Origin of the sequence: Lysinibacillus sp. RS11, from assembly GCF_042019215.1 — a bacterium.
Taxonomy (GTDB): Bacteria; Bacillota; Bacilli; order Bacillales_A; family Planococcaceae; genus Lysinibacillus; species Lysinibacillus xylanilyticus_A.
The window spans coordinates 4,020,181-4,038,531 of sequence record NZ_CP168124.1; the positions used below are offsets into that span (position 1 = coordinate 4,020,181).

At 38.8% G+C, this 18,351-nt stretch carries 20 protein-coding genes; 1 reads left to right on the forward strand and 19 read right to left on the reverse strand.

Annotated elements, in window-relative coordinates:
- Positions 1 to 5: 5 nt before the first annotated feature.
- The 8 genes from AB9L17_RS20790 to AB9L17_RS20825 form a co-directional block, all read right to left on the reverse strand.
- Positions 6 to 1,529 (reverse strand): tetratricopeptide repeat protein, encoded by a 1,524-nt coding sequence (locus AB9L17_RS20790; RefSeq protein ID WP_223553848.1) that lies wholly within the window; start codon positions 1,527 to 1,529, stop codon positions 6 to 8.
- A gap of 90 nt (positions 1,530 to 1,619) precedes the next feature.
- Complete coding sequence (hisIE, locus tag AB9L17_RS20795; RefSeq protein WP_223553846.1) at positions 1,620 to 2,237, reverse strand: bifunctional phosphoribosyl-AMP cyclohydrolase/phosphoribosyl-ATP diphosphatase HisIE; 618 nt, start codon at positions 2,235 to 2,237, stop codon at positions 1,620 to 1,622.
- The gene (gene hisF / locus AB9L17_RS20800; RefSeq protein WP_068985975.1) at positions 2,234 to 2,995 is read right to left on the reverse strand and encodes an imidazole glycerol phosphate synthase subunit HisF; all 762 of its coding nucleotides are present in this window, start codon (positions 2,993 to 2,995) and stop codon (positions 2,234 to 2,236) included. The genes hisIE and hisF overlap by 4 nt, the downstream gene beginning before the upstream one ends.
- Positions 2,989 to 3,621, reverse strand: a complete 633-nt coding sequence (gene hisH / locus AB9L17_RS20805; protein ID WP_375199740.1) for an imidazole glycerol phosphate synthase subunit HisH — start codon at positions 3,619 to 3,621, stop codon at positions 2,989 to 2,991. Before hisH ends, hisF begins: the two co-directional genes overlap by 7 nt.
- Positions 3,618 to 4,217 carry an imidazoleglycerol-phosphate dehydratase HisB gene (gene hisB, locus AB9L17_RS20810; protein WP_068985977.1) on the reverse strand — a complete coding sequence of 200 codons (600 nt, stop codon included), beginning with the start codon at positions 4,215 to 4,217 and terminating at the stop codon, positions 3,618 to 3,620. Before hisB ends, hisH begins: the two co-directional genes overlap by 4 nt.
- A gap of 4 nt (positions 4,218 to 4,221) precedes the next feature.
- The gene (gene hisD, locus AB9L17_RS20815; protein WP_223553842.1) at positions 4,222 to 5,496 is read right to left on the reverse strand and encodes a histidinol dehydrogenase; all 1,275 of its coding nucleotides are present in this window, start codon (positions 5,494 to 5,496) and stop codon (positions 4,222 to 4,224) included.
- A gap of 66 nt (positions 5,497 to 5,562) precedes the next feature.
- Positions 5,563 to 6,186: an ATP phosphoribosyltransferase gene (gene hisG, locus AB9L17_RS20820; RefSeq protein WP_068985979.1), complete on the reverse strand. Its 624-nt coding sequence runs from the start codon at positions 6,184 to 6,186 to the stop codon at positions 5,563 to 5,565.
- On the reverse strand, positions 6,179 to 7,351 hold the full coding sequence (locus AB9L17_RS20825) for an ATP phosphoribosyltransferase regulatory subunit (protein WP_375199741.1): 1,173 nt from the start codon (positions 7,349 to 7,351) through the stop codon (positions 6,179 to 6,181). Before AB9L17_RS20825 ends, hisG begins: the two co-directional genes overlap by 8 nt.
- A 685-nt stretch (positions 7,352 to 8,036) precedes the next feature.
- On the opposite strand from AB9L17_RS20825, the gene AB9L17_RS20830 reads away from it, so the two are divergent.
- On the forward strand, positions 8,037 to 8,735 hold the full coding sequence (locus AB9L17_RS20830; RefSeq protein WP_375199742.1) for a hypothetical protein: 699 nt from the start codon (positions 8,037 to 8,039) through the stop codon (positions 8,733 to 8,735).
- 22 nt (positions 8,736 to 8,757) lie between these two features.
- Here AB9L17_RS20830 and AB9L17_RS20835 read toward each other — a convergent pair whose 3' ends face one another.
- The 11 genes from AB9L17_RS20835 to AB9L17_RS20885 all read right to left on the reverse strand — a co-directional run bounded on the left by AB9L17_RS20835 (position 8,758) and on the right by AB9L17_RS20885 (position 18,067).
- Positions 8,758 to 9,300, reverse strand: a complete 543-nt coding sequence (locus tag AB9L17_RS20835) for an acyltransferase (RefSeq protein WP_068985982.1) — start codon at positions 9,298 to 9,300, stop codon at positions 8,758 to 8,760.
- A gap of 3 nt (positions 9,301 to 9,303) precedes the next feature.
- Complete coding sequence (ppaX, locus tag AB9L17_RS20840; protein WP_223553836.1) at positions 9,304 to 9,945, reverse strand: pyrophosphatase PpaX; 642 nt, start codon at positions 9,943 to 9,945, stop codon at positions 9,304 to 9,306.
- A gap of 16 nt (positions 9,946 to 9,961) precedes the next feature.
- Positions 9,962 to 10,780 carry a prolipoprotein diacylglyceryl transferase gene (gene lgt / locus AB9L17_RS20845; RefSeq protein WP_068985984.1) on the reverse strand — a complete coding sequence of 273 codons (819 nt, stop codon included), beginning with the start codon at positions 10,778 to 10,780 and terminating at the stop codon, positions 9,962 to 9,964.
- Positions 10,781 to 10,838: 58 nt separating this feature from the next.
- Positions 10,839 to 11,774: an HPr(Ser) kinase/phosphatase gene (gene hprK, locus AB9L17_RS20850; protein ID WP_068985985.1), complete on the reverse strand. Its 936-nt coding sequence runs from the start codon at positions 11,772 to 11,774 to the stop codon at positions 10,839 to 10,841.
- Positions 11,775 to 11,974: 200 nt separating this feature from the next.
- Entirely contained in the window at positions 11,975 to 12,298 is a 324-nt protein-coding gene (gene cccB / locus AB9L17_RS20855) for a cytochrome c551 (RefSeq protein ID WP_068985986.1), read from the reverse strand.
- A gap of 53 nt (positions 12,299 to 12,351) precedes the next feature.
- Positions 12,352 to 13,167 (reverse strand): YitT family protein, encoded by an 816-nt coding sequence (locus AB9L17_RS20860; protein ID WP_254660198.1) that lies wholly within the window; start codon positions 13,165 to 13,167, stop codon positions 12,352 to 12,354.
- A 345-nt stretch (positions 13,168 to 13,512) separates the two neighbouring features.
- Entirely contained in the window at positions 13,513 to 14,742 is a 1,230-nt protein-coding gene (locus AB9L17_RS20865) for an EAL and HDOD domain-containing protein (RefSeq protein WP_068985988.1), read from the reverse strand.
- Positions 14,743 to 15,088: 346 nt separating this feature from the next.
- Positions 15,089 to 16,705, reverse strand: a complete 1,617-nt coding sequence (gene tnpC / locus AB9L17_RS20870) for an IS66 family transposase (RefSeq protein ID WP_068984463.1) — start codon at positions 16,703 to 16,705, stop codon at positions 15,089 to 15,091.
- 29 nt (positions 16,706 to 16,734) lie between these two features.
- The gene (gene tnpB / locus AB9L17_RS20875; RefSeq protein WP_068984462.1) at positions 16,735 to 17,088 is read right to left on the reverse strand and encodes an IS66 family insertion sequence element accessory protein TnpB; all 354 of its coding nucleotides are present in this window, start codon (positions 17,086 to 17,088) and stop codon (positions 16,735 to 16,737) included.
- Positions 17,085 to 17,279 carry a hypothetical protein gene (locus tag AB9L17_RS20880; protein WP_068984461.1) on the reverse strand — a complete coding sequence of 65 codons (195 nt, stop codon included), beginning with the start codon at positions 17,277 to 17,279 and terminating at the stop codon, positions 17,085 to 17,087. The genes tnpB and AB9L17_RS20880 overlap by 4 nt, the downstream gene beginning before the upstream one ends.
- Before the next feature lie 140 nt (positions 17,280 to 17,419).
- Positions 17,420 to 18,067, reverse strand: a complete 648-nt coding sequence (locus AB9L17_RS20885; RefSeq protein ID WP_223553937.1) for a VTT domain-containing protein — start codon at positions 18,065 to 18,067, stop codon at positions 17,420 to 17,422.
- Positions 18,068 to 18,351 lie beyond the last annotated feature (284 nt).

Sequence of the window (18,351 nt, forward strand, 5' to 3'; positions counted from 1 at the left end):
ACAGTCTAATTATGCGTGTCTGGTAAAAATTTTAAAATTTCATCAATGTACTTCGATAAAGTTGACACGGATACCCCGTATTGCTCAGCAATCTCTTTTTTTGTAACCTTGAGCATTCGGGAAGAACGAAATAAATAATCATTTGCTCCTGCAATCGCTGCTGGATTGGTAAAACGATAATTATTAATCAGTGCTTGTTCACACAGCACAAACCACATTTGGAACATTGGTGCGATAAGTGTCGTCAGTTTGCCATACTGTTCTAGTAAAATTTCTGGCACACTTACTGCGCGTAAAAAGCTAGCCTCCACTTTATTTTTCATATCAAACTCATGGCCAAGAGAGTACGCCAAGAATAATTTTTCAAACGTATCGAATTTTTCAACGTCTATCCATTTTGGATGCGCAATAATTTCTTGTTTATGTGCTGTACAGCTAAGTAAAAATAACCCAAAAATACGCTCACTTACATAATTGCTCTCTAGTTTATCCACAATGTAGTCTCGGTCATGTTCTAATGCATCAAGCGCATATACATTTTCCTCTTGGCGCCAAGGTTCAAAGCCTTCTTTATCTGGATCTAGCTCAAGTAGCTGCTCCCATGCACTCTTTGAAATTTCTTCATGTTTAGAAAAATACGCTGCGTGTGATAACCAAAAGTAAAAGCCAGCATCTCCAACATAGCCTCGTTTTTGCATGCTGCGTAACCATTTAAATGCTAAATCATACTGTCCAACAAGCGCTAATGTTGCACCCAGTTTGTAACGATGTTCCCATGTGTATGGCTGAATTTTCACAAGTACTTCTAAAAGATCTTTTAAATCCTCTTCATTTTTTTCATAATACGCAATAACAGTTAAATTACAAAGTGCATGTAAATTCCCCTTATTTTCACGTAATACCTTGTTTAGAAGAGCCTTCGCCTGTTCTGATTCCCCTACATAAAAATAGGCAAGAGCTAAGTTATTATAGGCCGACCAAAAATCTGGGCTATTTTCAATTAAGTCTTCAAGAATAGTAATAGCTTCAGGGAAGTCTCCCTTTTCCATACAGCGTCTCGCCTGTTCCTGACGATATAAATCTTCACCAGAACCTTCAAGCTCCTCAAAATCATCTTGCTCAAAAGCAACAAACTCTAATATTTCTGCCGCTTCAACTGCATAGGCACCCTCTGGCTCTATTTGTAAATATTGCTCTGCAAAGCGTTTAGCATCTTGTATAATGCCAACGCATCCAGATACCTCTGCCATGTAAAAAATAATTTCTGGATTATCTGAATCCAGCTGATAAGCGTGACGAAGAAGATCATACGCTTCTTCGAAACGTTGACCTTCTAACTCAATAATCGCTAATTGCAATAAAATCATTGGATCATCAGGACTTAAATCAACGGCTCGCTGTAAATATTTATACGCTTTATTCATTTGTCCGCTATTCATTGCTTGAACGGATTTTTTATAATAATAGTCGCCTGTTGGAATGAACGACACTATATTCGTTTGATTCTCTTTTTGACGTTTCTTTTCCAAAATATTTCCTCCGAAACAAGAAATAAGGAACGTATCACACGTTCCTTTACACAGTAACTTCTATTATAGCATACAATAAGCGATATGCCGTTATTTCTCTTCATGACGTTTTTCTAACACTTGTAACACGTCGTAAACACTTACTTTTTGCTCTTGTAGTAACACTAATAGATGGTAAATTAAATCAGCAGCCTCCCATTTTACCTCTTCTCCATCACGATTTTTCGCACCGATTACAACCTCTGTTGCTTCTTCACCGACTTTTTTACAAATTTTATCGATTCCTTTATCGAATAAATATGTAGTATACGCGCCTTCAGGCATTTCTTGCTCACGCTTTTCAATGACATTTACAAGTTTAGAAATAATCTCAACAGATCCGACCTTGGCATTTTGCTGAATAATCTCTGTAAAACAAGAAGTTGTTCCGTTATGGCAAGCCGGACCAGCAGGAATTACTTCTACGACTAATGCGTCACCGTCACAGTCCGCTTTGATCGACACAACTTTTTGTGTATGACCACTTGTTGCTCCTTTATGCCAAAGCTCTTGACGTGAACGTGAGAAGAACCATGTTTCTCCCGATTCAAGTGTTTTCTCCAATGATTCTTTATTCATATACGCTACAGTTAAAACTTCTTTTGTATTCGCATCTTGTACAACCGCAGTGACAAGACCCTTATCATCAAATTTAATGCTGTCAATCATCTTACTGCCACTCCTTTTTCACGTAAGTATTCTTTTACTTGCGCTACGCTCGTTTCTTTATAATGGAAGATGGATGCGGCAAGTGCTGCATCTGCATCGATTTCTTCAGCCAATACCTCGTAAAAATGTTCGGCATTCCCTGCACCGCCACTTGCGATAACAGGAACTGTCACAGCCTCTCTCACGGCTTTTGTTAATGCTAAATCAAAACCTGATTTTTCACCGTCCTGATTCATACTCGTTAATAATATTTCCCCAGCACCTAAACGAACCGCTTCCTTAGCCCATTCAGTTGCCTGCCAATTTGTCTTGTTCCGGCCACCATGCGTATAAACCATCCATGTGCCGTCTTCCTCACTATAGCGCGCGTCAATAGCTACAACAATACACTGTGCGCCAAAAAAATCAGAACCTTCTTTTATAAGCTCTGGTCGCTCTAAAGCAGAAGTATTCACTGATACTTTATCGGCACCTGCACGTAAAATGCGTTTCATATCGTCTAATGTACGAATTCCACCACCTACTGTAAATGGAATTGCTAATGTCGCCGCAGTTTGCCGCACTACATCAACCATTGTTTCACGTCCTTCATGTGATGCCGAAATATCAAGAAACACAAGCTCATCTGCCCCTTGCTCATCGTAAAACTTGGCCAGCTCTACTGGATCACCTGCATCACGTAATGACACAAACTGTACACCTTTTACAACTCGCCCCTCTTTCACATCAAGACATGGAATAATGCGCTTCGTTAACATGAAGCCACCCCCTTCAACCATTGCTCTAATAAATATACTCCTAGTTCACCTGATTTTTCGGGATGAAACTGCATTCCAGTAATAGAACCATTTACAACTATACCTGGAACCTTAATACCATGATAATCCGCATAAGCAACAAGCTCTGTTTCATCTAGATTTGCTGCATAAAATGAGTGAACAAAATACACATGCTTTGCCGATACTTCACCTTTTAACCATGAAGGACGCTTTGTCATTACGAGCTCATTCCAACCCATATGTGGTACGCGATACGCCTGTCCAGCATTGTCACCACTAAATCGTTTAATGCATCCTTTAAAAAAGCCCAGACCTTTCGTCGGTGACACCTCTTCACTTTGCTCAAATAATAGTTGCATGCCTAAACAAATTCCGAGAAGTGGTCGATTTTCAGCTTTCACCTTGTGCAAATATCGATCTAAATTCGTTTCAGTTAAACGTTTGATGGCATCTGGAAATGCCCCAACACCAGGAAGCAACAATGTATCTGTTTCGTCTAGCATTTTTTCGTCAGCCGTGACAACAACCTCACAACCAAGTCGTTTTAATGCCTGCTCAACACTAAATAAATTCCCCATTCCATAATCAATAACACCTATTTTCACGTTAACAGCCCCTTAGTCGACGGTACACCTTTAACACGCGGATCAATTTCTACTGCTGCGTCAATAGCACGTGCTAACGCCTTAAAAATAGCTTCAATGATATGATGTGTATTATGTCCATAAGGTACAATGACATGAACATTCATCCTAGCCTCAAGCGCAAACTTCCACAAAAATTCATGTACTAATTCAGTATCGAAGTTACCAACTTTCTCCTTTAACTGTGGTACACGATATTCTAAATGCGGACGATTTGAGCAATCTACAACTACTTGTGCAAGTGCATCATCCATTGGCACAAATGCTGTACCGTAGCGCTTGATTCCTTTTTTATCACCGAGTGCTTCACGAATCGCTTGACCTAATACAATTCCAAGGTCTTCTGTTGTATGATGATCGTCTATATATGTATCACCATTTGCTTGTATCGTCCCATTAAAAAGACCATGTTTAATGAATAGGTCTAGCATGTGATCCATAAAGCCAACACCCGTTTTAATATCCGCCTTTCCTTCACCATCTAACTCGATAGCTACTGAAATTTGCGTTTCATTTGTTGTACGTTCAACTTTTGCATATCGTTTCTTTTCAGTCATTGTGCTACTCCTTTTCCCATCCACGTGATTCGACTGCACGAGCATGGCCCTCTAAGCCTTCCATACGTGCTAGACGTGCAATTTTCGGTGCATTTTCTGCCCAAGTTTTTTCACTATAAAAGACGACGCTCGATTTTTTCACAAAATCATCGACGTTTAATCCACTTGCAAAGCGTGCAGTGCTATTCGTTGGTAGCACATGATTTGTCCCCGCAAAGTAATCACCAACTGGTTCAGAGCTATAACGGCCGATGAAAATACCACCTGCATGTCGTACTTGTTCCGCTACAGCCTCAGCATTTTTTGTCACAACTTCTAAATGCTCAGGGGCTAGCGAATTAATTGCATCTACGGCATCTGCCAACGTTTCAGCCACATAAATGGCACCAAAGTTTTCAATAGATGCACGCGCTACCTCTTCACGCGGTAAGGTGATTAGCTGCTTCTCTACTTCTTCAGCCACTTTTTTAGCCAACTGCTCAGAAGTCGTCACCAATATGGCACAAGCCAATTTATCATGCTCAGCCTGTGATAAAAGATCAGCTGCAATTTCATCAGCAAATGCTGTGTCGTCTGCTAACACGGCAATTTCACTTGGACCTGCAATCATATCAATCGCTACCTCACCAAATACCTCACGTTTTGCTAATGCTACAAAAATATTTCCTGGACCTGTAATTTTATCAACAGGAGAAATCGTTTCTGTACCATAAGCAAGAGCTGCAATCGCCTGAGCTCCACCGATTTTATATATTTCCTCTACCCCTAAAATATGCGCCGCAGCAAGTACACCTGGAGGTAATTTTCCATCGCGACCTGCTGGAGACGTAATAACAATGCGTTTGACACCAGCAACTTGTGCAGGAATAACGTTCATCAAAACTGACGATGGATACGCTGCTGTACCGCCAGGAACATAAAGTCCTACAGCATCGAGAGCAGTAATTCGTTGCCCAAGCCACGACCCATCTTCTAACTCTAAGCGATAACCTGAACGCTTCTGCTGCTCATGATAAAAGCGAATATTTTGTGCAGCTTCTGTTAAATCAGCATAAAGCTGTTGATCAAGAGAATTTGCGGCCTCTTCTATTTCATCCTTCGTTACCCGTAAATGATCAGGTGCAAAACCATCCCATTTTTCTGTATAAAAACGTATGGCTGTGTCACCTTGTGCACGAACATCTGCTAATACTTGACGTACAACCTTTAACTGTTCTTCATTACCACCTTCAAGTGGTCGTTTTAAGGAAATACCTTTTGCTAGCCTTGTTATCTTCATAGGATTAATCTCCTTTAATTCTAGGTATACATGTAATTATCTATTATCGATGACTGTGAGCATGATTTATTTCACACATTTCTTTAAACGTTTCACAAGGTCAATAATGCGGTCCCCCTTCATACGATAGCTTACTGGATTAGCAATTAACCTCGAAGACACATCCGTAATAAATTCATACTCCACTAAACCATTTTCCTTCAGCGTCCGTCCTGTTGAAACAATATCGACAATGCGATCTGCTAAGCCAATCATTGGTGCCAATTCAATCGATCCATTTAGCTCAATAATTTCAACTTGCTCCCCAATGCCCTTATAATATTTCATCGCGATATTAGGATATTTAGTCGCTATTCTTGGGGCAATTTCATTCATCGTAGTGTTAGGTAAACCTGCCGATGCGATATAACATGTACTTATTTTTAAATCCAGTAATTCATGTACTTGTCGTTGCTGTTCTAACAAAACATCTTTTCCAGCAATACCAATATCCGCTACACCGTGCTCTACATAAACAGGAACATCCATCGGCTTTGCTAATATAAAACGAATTTTCTCTTCTGGAATTTCAAGCATTAATTTACGGGACATTTCGACTTCCTCTGGTAAATTAAAGCCAGCTTCTAACAGCATTTGGTATGCCTCATCGAAAATGCGCCCCTTCGGCATAGCAATCGTTAATTCATTCACTGCCAACGTCCTCCTGTCCCACAACAACTACTTCTTTAAATTGTGCTAAAAAAGCTTCTTCATCAACTAGGCTATTTCTTAACTGTAAGGTAGCCTGTTTTCCAGCAGCTCGAAGCGTCTGTACTTGTGCAAGAGCCGCTTCAAATTGTTGTTCCTCAAATAGCACTACTGTCGCCGCTTGTCGTTTATCAGATTGCTCATCCAGCGTTTCTAGTAGGCGATCAACGCGAATACTAAATCCTGTAGCACCTACTTTTGAGCCAAACACCTCAAGCAATCCGTCATAACGTCCGCCATTACCTAATGGAAAACCACTGCCTGTTGCAAACACTTCAAATAGCATTCCTGTGTAATAACTCATATGACTAGAAAGTGTAAAATCAAAGACTACATAATCCCCTAAACCTGCAATTTCAAGTAGTTTAGCGAGCTGTTGCATATATTCTAATGCGTCATTTTTCCGCACATATTTTTCAATATCTTGGATTTCTTTTAAATTCATAGCTTCTTCAATAAATTGTAGTAATGCATCTGATTTTGTTTTAGGTAAATCAAATGATTCCACTGCTTCTTCAAACCCTACATAATTGCGTTGTACTAGAAGTGTTCGAAGTATATTTTGTTGTTCAATGCTCTCTGTATAGTCTTGTAAAATACAATTTAATATCCCTGCATGGCCGATAGTAACTTTAAATTGTGCTAATCCAAATTGCTGTAATAGCTCCATTGCCGCCACAATAACCTCAGCATCAGCAAACACAGAATTATCTCCAATTAACTCGATCCCCATCTGATCAAATTCTGCTGGACGCCCACCTTCTGCCTCTTGTGCACGAAAAACGCTAGCAAAATAAGCAAGGCGTAATGGAATCATCTCTTTTAATAATTTTGATGTTGCTACACGAGCAATCGGTGTAGTCATATCAGGTCGTAGTACTAACGTGTTTCCTTGGCTATCTACTAATTTAAATAAATGCGCATCGGCTATTGCTGATGCTTTACCGACTGTATCAAAATACTCTACTGCAGGTGTCTTAATAAATTCATAGCCCCTGCTGCATAAAAAGTCTCGTCCCGTATTTCTTACAGCCTCTATCTTTTCGTATATTTGCGGAAATGTATCGCGCATTCCAAGTGGTTTCTCAAACATTTTAATCGACGACATTTTGACACTTCCTCACGTTTCACTTTAATTCACTAGAGTGTTAGAGAATTAGATTATGAAAGAATTCTAACTTATTTCTCCCTTTCCGTCAATGCAACTCTCTATGAATTATCGAATAATTTCATTACTGATTATTCTGTTAATTATACTCGAAAACAAATAAATTGAAACTTTATTCAACACAGTAAGCTTTTTCCTTCTTAAATTAGTTAAACTTTAAAATCGTAAACAAAAATGGCCTAGGAAATCTTTGTGAATGTTGTGGCATTTTAAATGAGGTGATTTCCGTTCCAGGCTACTCGCTTTCCTGTGGGTGAGCGTCGAGCCGCTTCCTCCGCTAGTTTTGCTGCCGCTACGTTAGCACTCACGCTTTCGCACAGAAAACATCCGCTCCGTGCAGGGTCTCGCCTGTCTCACTTTCCCACGGGAGTCGAGTAGCCTTCCACTCCAATCAATGATAGCGTAGAACTTTTATAAATTTTATACATTTCAAAAGTGAACACTATGACTACTCATCATTAGACTTACAACAGTGACGCGATTGTTCTATTGGTACTGCTACTATGTTTTCACTATAAAACTATTGTTGTTGTCAATCCGCTTTCGCACAGACAACCCATTGTTGCTAACGTGTTGTTTTATCACTATAAATTAGAGTGACATCTAAAAAAATACATGCTAAGTAGTGGTTGATTGGAGTGGAGACTGGGCGACTCCTTGGGGATTAGCGATAGACCAACATCCTGACGCTGCGTTTGCACTACGCTTTCGCACAGAAAACATTTGTTGCCCCGAGACCCTGGAGCACAGCGAAGCGGCTCATCGGACGCCCCCAGGAAGCTTTGCTCTGTGCGAAAGCGAAGCGTCAGCAACAATGTTTTATCTGCGCGAAAGCGAAGCGTCAGTAACAATGTTTTATCTGCGCGAAAGCGAAGCGTCAGTAACAATGTTTTATCTGCGCGAAAGCAAAGCGTCTGCGACAATGTTTTATCTGCGCGAAAGCAAAGCGTCAGCAACAATGTTTTATCTGCGCGAAAGCAAAGCGTCAGCAACAATGTTTTATCTGTGCGAAAGCAAAGCGTCAGCAACAATGTTTTATCTGTGCGAAAGCGAAGCGTCAGCAACAATGTTTTATCTGCGCGAAAGCAAAGCGTCAGCGACAATGTTTTATCTGCGCGAAAGCAAAGCGTCAGCGACAATGTTTTATCTGCGCGAAAGCAAAGCGTCAGCGACAATGTTTTATCTGCGCGAAAGCAAAGCGTCAGCGACAATGTTTTATCTGTGCGACAGCGAAGCGTCAGCGGCAACAAAGCGCCCAGTCGGAACGGAAATCCCCCCTTGTTACAATAGTATTTTCAACACAAAAAAACACTGTGCACAGTAAAGCATGCACAGTGTAGATCTTATTATTTTTTTGGCGTGCACCATTGTACTACTTCATTGCGTTTGCGCTCCGCCATTTGTTCAGCTGTATAAATAATTTGCATAGGGTTACCGCCTGCAAGACAGCCAGCTGGCACATCCTTATGGACAAGGGTTGCAGCCGAGACAATCGCACCGTCACCTATCGTAACACCTGGTAGTATCGTTGAATTGGCACCAACCATTACTTCATTGCCAATATAAACATCCCCCAGACGATACTCCTCTATTAAATACTCATGCGCCAAAATAGTTGTACTGAAGCCTATAACGGTATTGTCACCGATGTGAATTCGTTCTGGAAACATTGTATCTGGCATCACCATTAAAGCTAATGAAGTTTTTTCACCAATCTCCATCTTTAAAAAAGTTCGATACAACCAGTTTTTCACACGTAAAAATGGTGTGAAGCGTCCAATTTGAATGACAATAAAACACTTCATCACCTTCCAAAAGGACACCGTATCATAAATATTCCAAAGCGAGTTTGCTCCTTCGACACGGTAGCGTTCTGTTTTACGTGCCATTTACTAACCCTCTTTCACAATTTCAAATAAATCCGTCATATGATGCAACATATATTCCGGCTTGAACTGCTGTAAGTATTCCTCACCTTTAAAAGCCCATGCGACACCAGCTGCTCTAATTCCAGCATTGTGTCCTGCCTCAATATCATGAGAATTGTCACCAATCATAATGGCTTCTTCCTTTTTTACACCAAGGCGTTCAAGGGCAAGCAAAACTGGTTCTGGATCAGGCTTTACATTTTTCACATCATCCGTACCAATACGGATATCAAATAAATGACTTGCACCGAGCACCTTAAGTCCACGGTCAATCATCCCATTACGCTTTGTAGACACAATCGCTAACTTGATACCCATAGCCTTTAATTGCTCTAAAGTTGATACAACATCAGGATATTGAGTGACAAGCTCATCATGATGTAATTCATTATATTCGCGATATTTAGCAATCATTTCATCCTCTTCACCAGGAGCAATGTCACTCATTGTCTGTTTCAAGGACGGCCCAAGGAATTTTAGGCAATCTTTTGGCGAATATTGCCCGGGAAATCGCTCGTTTAAAACATGCATAAATGTTTTAATGATTAAATCATTTGTATTGAGTAATGTACCATCAAAGTCAAAAAGTAATGCCTTTACAGCCATGTCCTTGCACCCCTTATTAATCATCTAAATACTTCACTGCAGGTTTTACTGTTATACGTCGGTAAATAATCGCCACAAGACCCACTACAATACCAATTATTGAAACAACCTGAGCCGAGCGTAAATCTCCTACTAAATATAGGCTATCTGTACGCATACCTTCTATATAGAATCGACCGAATGAATACCAAATGATATAGCCAAAGAATATTTCCCCACGATTTAAATTTACTTTGCGTAATACTAGTAAAATGATTAGCCCAATGAAATTCCATACGGATTCATATAAGAACGTAGGATGTACATATGTTCCTAATTCTTCAACATACATTTGATTAATAATCCAATCAGGCAGCCTCAGATTTTCTAAAAATTCACGTGACACCGGACCACCATAAGCCTCTTGGTTCATAAAATTTCCCCATCGGCCAATTATTTGGCCAATCAAAATACTTGGTGCCGCAATATCCGCTACTTTTAAAAAGCTTATATTTCTTTTACGAGTGAATATGTAAGCTGTTATAAATGCCCCAATAAGAGCTCCGTGGATCGCAATACCACCATTCCAAATCTCAATAATTTTCTCTGGGTTCTGACCATAATAATCCCAACGCATCGTTACATAGTAAATGCGTGCGCAAACTATGGATATAGGAACAGCCCATAGTAATAAATCCGCCAGAAACTCCTCCGGTAATCCCCGCTTCATAGCTTCTCTTTGTCCTACAAAATAAGCTAAAATAATACCCGATACGATTAGCAACCCATACCAATGAACAGGGATAGGTCCTAAATTGAAAGCAATCGGATCAATTTGTAATAGTAATAAGTCCATCTTATGCTCCTCTCAACATTCTTCTATTACTAGGTCATTGTATCTTATTAATAAACCATTAATCATCTAATTCATCTGTTGAAGTAATAACCTCATCTAAACGTCTAGAAAACTCCTCCGCTGCATTAACGCCCATTTTTTTCAAACGGTAATTCATGGCAGCTACTTCAATAATAACAGATACATTGCGCCCAGGTCTTACAGGAATTGTTAACTTTGTTAATTCCGTATCGATGATTTTCATTTTCTCTTCCTCTAGACCTAAACGATCATATACCTTTTCTGGATCCCAAATTTCCAGTTCGATGATTAACGTAATACGTTTGTAAGGTCGCACTGCGCTTGCTCCAAACAGCGTCATAATATCAATTATGCCAATACCTCTAATTTCAAGTAAGTGTTCTAAAAGAGGTGGTGGACTTCCGATTAAGAAATTCTCTGATTCCTGACGAATTTCCACGCAATCATCAGCTACTAATCGGTGCCCTTTCTTTACAAGTTCAAGTGCTGTTTCACTTTTCCCTACACCACTTTTCCCGATTATCAGTACACCAATGCCATAGACATCGACTAAAACTCCATGAGCAGCAGTCATTGGTGCTAAACAACCTTCTAAATAGTTAGTCAGCCTACTTGAAAACTTTGTTGTTGTCATATGTGTTTTAAATACAGGTACGTGCTTTTCATTAGAAGCCTGTAAAAGCTCCTCAGGTATCTCTAAATCACGAGAAATAATTATAGCTGGCGTATCCTGCGAACACAGTAAACGCATACGCTCCAATTTCACATCTGCAGGTAACATTTCAAAAAATGAAAGTTCTGTTTTCCCAAGCAATTGTACTCGATTCGCAGGATAATGTGTAAAATACCCGGCCATTTCAAGTCCTGGTCTTGAAATATCACTCGTGACAATCGTTCTTCCTATTCCTTCCTCACCAGCTAATAGCTCTAACTTAAATTTCTCCATTACGTCTCTTGTTAATACTACGACCAATATTAGTAGCCCCCATTCATCTGGCGATTAACTAGCCCGATTGGTTCAACTAGCAATCAGCTTCACTGATTGCAGTATCACTTTATTTTAGCATGTCTAGGAATAAAAGAAATGTATTTACTCTCTTGTCTGTTAGCTGAAAATTACACCACAAAACATAAAAAACTAGCGGTTCTCCAAATCCGCTAGTTTTTTATGTTTTATTTTTGAGTAGCTAACCATTTGGCAACTGCTTCTGCATCCTCACCTTTAACAACATTTGGAGGCATACCATTTTTACCATTTTCAATAACATTTAAAATTTCTTTTTCTGATAAACGAGAGCCTACATCTTTAAGTGCAGGTGCATTACCTTGACCTTGTAGTTCGCCACCGTGGCAAGAAATACAAGATTTCATAGCAATTGTTTCACCGTCTGGAGCGGCAGTTTTCCCTTCATCTTTAGTTGCAGTTTTATCTCCACCACCACAAGCAGCTAGGAAGATTGCTGATCCGAACACTAATGTTAACATTGCCTTTTTCATTAGTACCCCTCCTCATTAGTTAAAAAATATCTTTCCTCGACATTATACCAAAATTATGCACGTTTGAAACCTTTGCCTAATACCTCATAAGCATCGGAAACAATAACAAACGCTGATGGGTCAACGCTTTTAATGAGTTGTTTCAGCTTTGTGAACTCTGTTTGGTAAACAACAACCATCAGTACTGGTCGTGCTTCCCCTGTATACCCTCCAATTGCGGGTAACTTTGTCACGCCACGATTAATCTCGGCATAAATAGCATCACGTATCTCATCTTGTTTCATCGTAATAATATAAACCATTTTGGATTGACTAAAGCCGAGCTGAATAATATCGATTGTTTTAGTAGTGACATAAAGTCCAATAAGTGCATACAAACCTTTCTCTAAGTCAAAAACAATTGCTGCACTAATCGCGATCATTCCATCAATCAATAGTACACTTGTACCAAGAGTAATTCCGGTAAACTTTGTAATAATTTGCGCTAGTAAATCAGTGCCACCTGTAGAAGCATTCCCTTTAAAGACAAGTCCTATTCCTAAACCGACAACAATTCCCCCAAACAACGCACCAAGTAAAGGATTATCGGTCCAAGGTTCCCAACTATGTGTTAGTAATACAATTAACGGTAATGTCACTGTTCCAATAAATGATTTTATCCCAAACTTTTTTCCAAGTAATAATACACCTGCTATAAATAATGGAATATTAAATGCATACTGTACATAACCAGGATTCCAGCCAAATAAACCGTGTAAAATTGTACTAATCCCACTTACACCGCCTGAGGCTATTTGATTTGGCAGTAAAAATACATTGAAGCCAATAGCAATGACTGCCGCTCCAACAACGACGTATACATATTCCATAATGCTATCTCTTGCACTCTGTGCATGATTCATTTCCCCACGTCCACTTCAACTTTCAGAATTTTTTAAGACGAGATGATTATAGCAAATAGCTTTCACATTGAGAACTTCATTTTGATGAAGGAAAGATGAAATAATTATTCCTCTTATAAAAACAAAAAAATAAGCTACCTTTAAAGAGAGTTTTAAGGTAACTTATTTCTATTTTTTGGCTCTTCACCAAAATATGTACTTGACTTTATATTTTGTTTCAACAGGGTGCTTTTTTCACGAGTATTGGACTGAACCTCTCAAAGCTCCATATAGATTTATACTTTTTAATCAAGAACAGATTTTTTGGTCCAATTAGAAAGATTTTTCTGCCCATTCCATTGCTTCTTGGTATAAAAGATCAATGTTTGTTAAATCAAAATTGAGTTGAGGAGCTAATACTTCTAAGCTTGACCAATCTAATTTATCTAACGCAATACTAAATTCAAGATAAGGTGTCATTTCAGTTGGATTACCTAAAATCGTTTCTGATATAGCTTCTGAAAAAGGTAACTGTTGCAAAATAACATTCATCGGTCTTTGCAATAAAGTATCTATTAATGAAAACATCCCAATTAAAAAATATTCAGAAAAGTTCTTCTTATAGGAAAGCTTAGCTAATTTCTCACATACTTTTGCTCTAAATAACGATGTACGCATGACTTCTTTAAAAATATCATTATCAGCATTCATATCAATTTCTCGCATCGCCAATAAATAAATCCACTTTCGTAAATTTGATACTCCAAGTAATACAATCGCTTGTTTGATCGAACGAACCTTGGATTTAGAGCGCTTCTCTGAATTATTAATCATTTGCAGTAATTTATACGTCAATGAAATATCACGCTCAATATTTTCAGCTAATAACTGAACATTAGGTTCCTCTTCTTTTAATAGGGTAAGAATATATAAATATTGAATAGTATTAGCTGGTATATCGGTTGCTGTAATTATTTCGGGCTGCTCAAAAAAATAGCCTTGAAATAATTCATAGCCAGAATGCTTTGCAACTTCAAATTGATTACGTGTCTCGACCTTTTCAGCGAGCAATTTTATGTGAGGGAAATTTTCTTTCACTTTATTTTCAATTTCCATTCGCTCCAGTAATGGTGACAATAAAAAATCAACTTTTATATAATCAATATAAGCAAATAACTCATCATAAACTTGTACTTCATCATTCAAAATAAAATCATCTAATGCAATAGTAAACCCATATGATTTCAATTCAATGACTCTCTCTACTAACTGAGGTGTAAGAGGGACGTCCTCTAAAATCTCAATAACAACTTGTGATGGATTCAAGTATTCATCTATCTGACTCATCAGCAAGTTTTCTGTAAAGTTAACAAAACTAGGCTTACCTTTTGTTACCTCTTCAATACCAATTGAAAGAAATGAGTTTACTAGTACGTCAATTGTTGCAGCATCTGGATCTACCTTCGGAAAAGTATTCACGTTTTTGCTACGATATAATAATTCATACGCAACGATTTGTTCATGAAGGTTAAAAATAGGCTGTCTTCCGATAAATACTTCCATTTCGTCGCCCTCCATTTTCTAGTAATCAATATTATAACATTTTTCATTCCTGTCTGCTTATCATTCAAGGAATTGTCTAAAAGTCTCCTTACAATAACTAACACCCTATACAGGACAATGGCTCATCACCATAACGTGTGGTTGATATCCGTTCCGGCTGTCAGCTTCCTAGAGTTGCCCAACTTTACCGCTTAACTTATACATGGCATATATTTCAACAAATATCATCCTTAATTTTTGATGATGAGCTAAAAAATAAGTAAGCCCGAAATATAAAAAAAATAAGCGCACCTTCTCGGTACGCACGACTAATGGCCATCTACCCTGAATTTTTTCGGATAGATGGCTATTTTGCACATGTGGCTTGGATTTTTTTCGACCAAGGCATGTAATTATTTAAAATCTCTGGCTGCTGATGAATCGGTAAATTTGGCAATTCTGTCATTAACGTCACTAGGTATTGATAGAAATCGATGCCGTTTGCTTTTGCCGTTTCAGCCAAACTTAAACAGATGGCATTCGCTTTAGCGCCTGCTTCACTAACAGAGAAAAGCCAGTTCTTACGACCAATCACATTTGGACGAATCGCATTTTCAGCCGGATTATTATCGATTTCAATTCGACCATCGAATAGAAAAGCCTTTAATCCGTGTACACGATTTAATGTGTATTCTGCAGCTTTTGCGAGCGCATTTTTCCCAAAGAAAGGCGATTCGTCTACCCATTTTAGAAACTTCTCTACAATCGGCTTTGAATGTTTTTGCCGTGATTTTCGGCGTTTACCTGGTGAAAGATGCTTGAATTGACGTTCTAGGTGAAACAGTTGATCACAGTAATCCACGCCAATTTGCCCGTTTTTGCTATCAGCTTTCAGCCAATAGCGTCGCACATGCGCCCAACAGTTGGCGAACGTGACATCAGGTAGATTCCCGTATGCAGAATAACCATCACAAATCACAGTTCCTTGAAAACCAGCTATAAAGTCTGCTAATACAGAACGGCTTCTCGATAAAGCGCTTTGGAAAAGAACGATGATCGGCCCTTGACTTGGCACACTTTGGGACACCCAATTATAGGCGTTCGATTGACCGGATTTTCCGTCTGAACGATTGATTATTTGCGCATAGGTTTCATCCACATGTAGAACAGATTTTGCTGTTAATATCTGCTTCATCTGTTCATAAACCGGTAGAAGCCAATCTTCAGCTACACGGATCACCCAGTTTGATAAGTTCTTATCATTCGTAAGCAGGCCATATCGTTCCCACTCCTTTACCTGACGGTAAAGAGGTAAGTATTGGACGAACTTATTATAGATGAGTTTTGCTAGAACGGTAGGCCCCGCAATGCTTCGCTGAATGGCAGCTTGTGGGGCTTTCCCACGTTTCATTTGTGCTTTTTGTGTGGCATCCATTTTACAGTGCTTGCACTCGTAGGCATGTTCAATATGCTGGATGCGCATCATTTTTGCCGGAATGAATTTTGCTTCTTCACGCGCAATAGTTGTACCGGCTTCGGTCATTTGGCCAAGGCAACAGTCGCATTGTGTATTGGTGGGGTGATGATGAATTTCTTCTATTTCAATCCCTTCATGAAAAGAATCATTCCGTTTTTTCTTATGTAGTTTACGGTTAACAGTGTAAGTAATCGTCGCTGTGCTTTGTTCTTCTGTGTGCTCAGATTCGTTAAAAGACGCATCGTCATCGAATAAAGAAGCTTGTCCGTCTGGTGCTTGATACTTTGATTTTTCCGATTTTGAACCGTATAAAGCCTTGGTTAATTGGCGAACTTGTTCTGTTAGCACTTCGATTTGTTTCAATGATTGATCCAACTTCTTTGTCAGTTCATTATTTTGCTGATTTGAATGAGCCAATTGTTGCTCAAGTAATTGAATGAATCGTTCATTTTGGTCAGAAGATACGTTACCCACTGTATTCACCACATTTCGTTCAGTATAAGTCATGGATGATTATACCACTTTGGTGAAAAGATTTAAAAGACACCTTTTGCAGATTTCATAATCGCTTTTGGTTGCTGAAGCGATAAACCTTCTAAAAGCCAGCGAAGTTCCTTTTGTGAAAGGTTACGTACTTCCTTTTCATCTTTTGGCCATTGCAGTTTGCCATTATCTAATCGTTTATAAAGTATGGCGAAGCCATCTCCATCAAAATACAAACATTTATAACGGTCTTTACTCGTTCCAGAAAATAAGAAGATGGAATCACTATATGGATCGAGTTTAAAAGAATCCTGAATGAGTGCTGCGAGACCGTCGATACCTTTACGCATATCGGTCTTACCGCAAATAATGTAGATGTTCTGCACGCTCGTAAAATCTTGCTTCATTGATTATTCAACTCCTTCAGGATCGTTTGGATGATGTGCTCATCTACGCCATTAAAGAAGGAAATTTCAGCACTAGTTGTTTTAATGATGCAGCTCGGCTCAGGAGAGTTTTGTGGTGAAGTTGTTGATGAAGAGTTGTCAGTGATCGGATCTAGTGTCACAGGGACAATTGTTAGTTTGGTAGTTGACATAAAGAAGCACCTCCTCTAATTTTGATACATATCAATCGTACCGGAGGTGCCTGGCTATTTATATGCGTTATTTGATTACGGGCTTACAAAAATAAAGACAGTCCTAAGTGATTTTTTATCACATTTGGACTGTCCTTTTGTTATTTCCCACTTGCTTTTGATTTAATAGCACCAATAACTGCTGGTACAACTGAAATAAAGATAATTAAAATAAGAACCGTTGAGAAGTTTTCTTTAATAATCGGAATATTACCAAAGAAATAACCTAGGAATGTACAGCTAAATACCCATAGCACTGCACCTACAACGTTATACATTATGAAGTAGCTATACTTCATTTTACTTGCTCCGGCAATAAACGGTATGAATGTGCGGATGAATGGCATAAAACGCGCGATAACAATTGTTTTACCACCATGTGTATTAAAGAATCTTTCTGCAGCCTCCATACGTTCTTTTTTTACGACTCTACCAAGGAAGCTCTTTGGTGGAATGGATGTTCCTACTTTATGACCAATATGATAGTTCATCGTATCTCCCAAAATTGCTGCTGCTAAAAATACTGGGATTAGAATCCACATATCAAATGCACCCATTGCTGCTGCAAACGTACCACTTGCAAAAAGCAATGAATCACCTGGTAGGAACGGGAAAATTACGACACCTGTTTCAACAAAAACAATTGCAAATAAAATTAGATAACTCCAATTACCAAAATCACGAATGATTTCCTCTAAATGCACATCGATATGCATAATAAAACTAATTAATTCCTTGATGAGTTCTATCATTTTTTTGTATACTCTCTTTCAATTAAATTTTCTAAAAGCTTTGACGTAGCTAAACACCTAAGGGTTCCATTTATGTTTACAGTCTGAGATGTTACTCCCTCACTATATGACAAGCCTTTAAAAAGTATGTAGTTTTCACAAGTTTGATTTTATCACTTACAGACTTCTACACTCAACTTATTTAATTTAGAGACCATACCTTTTCAAATAGTTAAATTATGCAATAAAAAAGAGCTAGGGCTAATCACCATAATCGAACGGAAAAGACTTATAACCGTGAC

Coding starts and splice junctions, on each gene's coding strand:
- AB9L17_RS20835 (WP_068985982.1), bottom strand. CDS start 9,300: ATGGCACGTAAAACAGAACGCTACCGTGTCGAAGGAGCAAACTCGCTT.
- hisF (WP_068985975.1), bottom strand. CDS start 2,995: ATGTTAACGAAGCGCATTATTCCATGTCTTGATGTGAAAGAGGGGCGA.
- cccB (WP_068985986.1), bottom strand. CDS start 12,298: ATGAAAAAGGCAATGTTAACATTAGTGTTCGGATCAGCAATCTTCCTA.
- AB9L17_RS20865 (WP_068985988.1), bottom strand. CDS start 14,742: ATGGAAGTATTTATCGGAAGACAGCCTATTTTTAACCTTCATGAACAA.
- ppaX (WP_223553836.1), bottom strand. CDS start 9,945: ATGGCTGTAAAGGCATTACTTTTTGACTTTGATGGTACATTACTCAAT.
- AB9L17_RS20860 (WP_254660198.1), bottom strand. CDS start 13,167: ATGGAATATGTATACGTCGTTGTTGGAGCGGCAGTCATTGCTATTGGC.
- AB9L17_RS20880 (WP_068984461.1), bottom strand. CDS start 17,279: ATGTCAACTACCAAACTAACAATTGTCCCTGTGACACTAGATCCGATC.
- hisD (WP_223553842.1), bottom strand. CDS start 5,496: ATGAAGATAACAAGGCTAGCAAAAGGTATTTCCTTAAAACGACCACTT.
- hisIE (WP_223553846.1), bottom strand. CDS start 2,237: ATGATTGACAGCATTAAATTTGATGATAAGGGTCTTGTCACTGCGGTT.
- AB9L17_RS20825 (WP_375199741.1), bottom strand. CDS start 7,351: ATGTCGTCGATTAAAATGTTTGAGAAACCACTTGGAATGCGCGATACA.
- hisB (WP_068985977.1), bottom strand. CDS start 4,217: ATGACTGAAAAGAAACGATATGCAAAAGTTGAACGTACAACAAATGAA.
- tnpB (WP_068984462.1), bottom strand. CDS start 17,088: ATGAAGCAAGATTTTACGAGCGTGCAGAACATCTACATTATTTGCGGT.
- tnpC (WP_068984463.1), bottom strand. CDS start 16,705: ATGACTTATACTGAACGAAATGTGGTGAATACAGTGGGTAACGTATCT.
- lgt (WP_068985984.1), bottom strand. CDS start 10,780: ATGGACTTATTACTATTACAAATTGATCCGATTGCTTTCAATTTAGGA.